Annotated in this window: 4 protein-coding genes; all 4 read right to left on the bottom strand. The window is 37.2% G+C overall.

Annotation, left to right across the window (positions count from 1 at the left end):
• The coding region (locus tag WC906_05360) for a hypothetical protein (protein ID MFA5777829.1) at window positions 1-552 on the bottom strand (552 nt) is incomplete at its 3' end.
• Window positions 553-556: 4 nt separating this feature from the next.
• Window positions 557-1,402: a patatin-like phospholipase family protein gene (locus tag WC906_05365; GenBank protein ID MFA5777830.1), complete on the bottom strand. Its 846-nt coding sequence runs from the start codon at window positions 1,400-1,402 to the stop codon at window positions 557-559.
• A 4-nt stretch (window positions 1,403-1,406) separates the two neighbouring features.
• Entirely contained in the window at window positions 1,407-2,510 is a 1,104-nt protein-coding gene (locus WC906_05370; protein ID MFA5777831.1) for a lipocalin family protein, read from the bottom strand.
• An 8-nt stretch (window positions 2,511-2,518) separates the two neighbouring features.
• Complete coding sequence (locus tag WC906_05375) at window positions 2,519-3,106, bottom strand: TetR/AcrR family transcriptional regulator (protein ID MFA5777832.1); 588 nt, start codon at window positions 3,104-3,106, stop codon at window positions 2,519-2,521.
• Window positions 3,107-3,209: the final 103 nt, after the last annotated feature.

Here is a 3,209-nt window from a genome sequence, read left to right on the forward strand (position 1 = left end):
TTCGTCACCAACATTCACTCCGCCTAAAGATGTCCTTTCAAGAGTAGCATTAAAACCACCACTAATTTCCCTCCCGATAAGTATCTTATTGCGATCGCCATCTTCCAAATATCTTCCGGAAACAATTTTCGAATTTATTTTCAGAACTTTTGATTCTTCCGAAGGCACTATCGAATATAGATACCAACTGCCGTTTTTGACATTAGTTCCTTCTTTTTTGGGGTCATACGCAATGCCAACACCGGATTTATAATGCTCGACTGCGCCGGTTACGCCCGGAATGCTCTTGATATTGTCCAACGTCTTTTCTGCTTGTTTGATATAGGCATCGCTTTCGCTTTCCTTGCTTGGCTCAATAACAATATTTCCGTATTGATAATCTATGGTCTGGCTGTTTACAGCACTAATAAGTCCCGACATCATCGAGGCGATAAAAAGAATATTAATGAAAAGCAAAACCACCACCAAGATAGTCATCACAACACTTTTCTTGTTGCTATGTTTCAGTTGTTTAAAGCTAAACCAGCAAGCAATGAAAAAATTTCTAAGCATTTTATTATAATTTAAGAAAATCTAAAAATTTGCTTAAAACGTCCTTGTTTTCCTGATGCATTGATTCATTCAATTGCGATAATTTTATTTTTGTCGCTTTTTCTCCGGCCGAAATTATATCTTTTCCGTCCAGAAATTTCCCCCAATGCGCATTTCCAACACGAGGATTAATAATAATATCGGCATTTTCGACATTCCGATGAGCCAGGTGATGGCGCAAGAGATTGATTGAATTTTCAGCCATTTTATAAAAACCGAATTTATTGTTTTCATTGTTACTATCGGCAAAATAATCGGCATCCAAATTAACCGCGATTACCAAGTCCGCTCCCATTTTTCTCACTACTTCGACAGGAACAGGCAGGGACAATCCACCATCGGCCAACATTTTTCCGTCACGCTCTACGGGCTTAAAAACTAATGGCAAAGAAATACTGGCTCTGATTGCGGAGGCAACATCGCCTTTGTTTATAATAACTGCATCGCCATTCTTAAAATTTGTCGCCACTACCGAAAGAGGAACCTTTAAATCACTGAAATCCATTTTATCAATATGATCCTCAATAAAAGTGTTTACCTTTTTTCCTCCCAGCAATCCCTGGCGAAAGGAAGGATCAATCAATGCTAAAATCATTTTCCAGTTGGTTCCCAGCGCTATCTCTTCCACTTGTCTTATATCCTTGGTAGCGGCATAAAATCCTCCAACCATAGCGCCGATACTTGAGCCGGCGATAAAATCAATCGGAATATTATTTTCTTCCAGAATTTTAATTACGCCGATATGCGCCAGTCCTCTGGGACCGCCGCTTCCCAACGCCAAACCGATTTTCGGTCGTTTTAATTTTGCCATAATTTTAATCTGATTCCGTAAAACTATTTTTTACATTGCCCGCTAAGGTCAAGGCTTTATTTTTCATAGACGAAATAACCCGGCTGGCTGTTTTTCCTATTTCATCCTTAATATATTTTGCACTGTTATATTGCGACGGATAACCGACTAATTCCATAAAACCGACGCCGTTTACATTTTTATCTTCGAACAATCCGCTGACATTGAGCGGTCCCTCCCAATAATTAATTGAACCGAACAACATTTCCTGATTTTCAATTTTTGCCGATAGAATCAAATGTATATCTTTTGCTGGTATTTTAATTTTCCATAACATAGGATAAACTGCTTTACTTCTTGGGCTTGTCCAATGCCTTTTCAGGGGAATAATTTCAACATTGCTATGATGTTCCTGCCTGCCATCAGGATAAGAAATATCGGCTACATAAGTTTTTTTATTTCCGTCATTATACATAAAACAAACTATTTCCGTGTCATCATCCAATTGAACCGAAAACCAATCCCATCTATCCTTGGAATAACTGGCGTCCGCCCACTGATGATCCATCCAGGACTTGCCAGTAACGTCCACCCATTTATTTTTAATTTTTATCCGGCCTTCCGTTCTCAGGTTGGTTAGAGAATAATAATAGGTTGTCTTGGTTCCCAGATCGAGAAATCCTTTCCCGCCCTCCAGCAGAGGATGCCTGACTGAAGTTAATTTTAAATCAATATCTTCATTCTTTAAGCGGTATTTTGATTCGCCTGTTTTTTCAATAACACAGTTGGTGTAACCGTTTTTTATTTCCGGATTGATGTAATTTATATGAAGCAAGGATTTGGAAAAACTGTCATCGGAAACAACAGAAAAAGGAGCTATTCTATGCTGAAAACTTTTATTATTTATGTCTGAAACGAGTGAATGTGAGAAGTAGGATGTCTTAAGCGGAATCTTGCTTAAAAAAGGTATCTTTACCTTTTTGACATCCACCTTAAAAAGACAGTCCATATATGAATATTCGTTTCCGTGTTTGTCTTTCAGGTGGCCGTTGAAATACCACCATTCGACAATAGAGTCATGAGCAGATTCGTCTTCTGGAAATTTTATCGGTTTATATTCTTTGTGCATATTAGATACTAAAATAAAACAGTGATAATCTGATCTGCTATTTTTTTCGAATCAACTTTTCTATTTAAAAACGAATACTCCAAAAGCAAGCCATCCATCATGCCAGTTAGCATAGAGGTTAGAAGCTGACTATCAACTTTCTTGGTTAATTTCTTGTTTGCAAAGGCTTCCTCAATAACAGGCTGGATTAGATTGGCGGTTTTTTCTCTTAATTGAGTGACATGCTTCGTTATCTGTTTATCGGCCGGTGATAGTTTTAACACTATAGATTTGATAAGATTCTTTTCTTTGAATCCAAAATCCAAGTAATTTTTAATCAGTTTGTATAATTTTTTGTCAATCATAGTTTCGTTCGTCGCTTCGGTAATAGCCAAACTTAAATCATTAAAAACCTCATCAAGCACTTTTTCATAAATCTCGGCTTTACCGGTAAAATGATAATAAAGCGCTGCCTTGGTGATATTCAGTTTTTCGGCGATATCGCTCATTGAAACGCCCAAATAACTATATTCGGAAAAAAACTGACGAGCAGTATCAATAATATATTTTTTAGTGTCTTGAACATCATCCCCTAGTTGTTTAGCAATCGTTTTCATATTTTGCAGTTACCTCTTATTTACTTACCGATAGGTAAGCTATTTTCAGTATGCCGTAATATCAATTATTTGTCAAATCAGCTCACATTGCCAAAACACAAAC

It is taken from the genome of Parcubacteria group bacterium, from assembly GCA_041657845.1.
Taxonomy (GTDB): domain Bacteria; phylum Patescibacteriota; class Minisyncoccia; order Moranbacterales; family JAKLHP01; genus JAKLHP01.

What these genes read in the sequence shown, in the direction of transcription:
- WC906_05365 (MFA5777830.1), bottom strand. Translation starts at nt 1,402, where the DNA reads ATGGCAAAATTAAAACGACCGAAAATCGGTTTGGCGTTGGGAAGCGGC.
- WC906_05370 (MFA5777831.1), bottom strand. Translation starts at nt 2,510, where the DNA reads ATGCACAAAGAATATAAACCGATAAAATTTCCAGAAGACGAATCTGCT.
- WC906_05375 (MFA5777832.1), bottom strand. Translation starts at nt 3,106, where the DNA reads ATGAAAACGATTGCTAAACAACTAGGGGATGATGTTCAAGACACTAAA.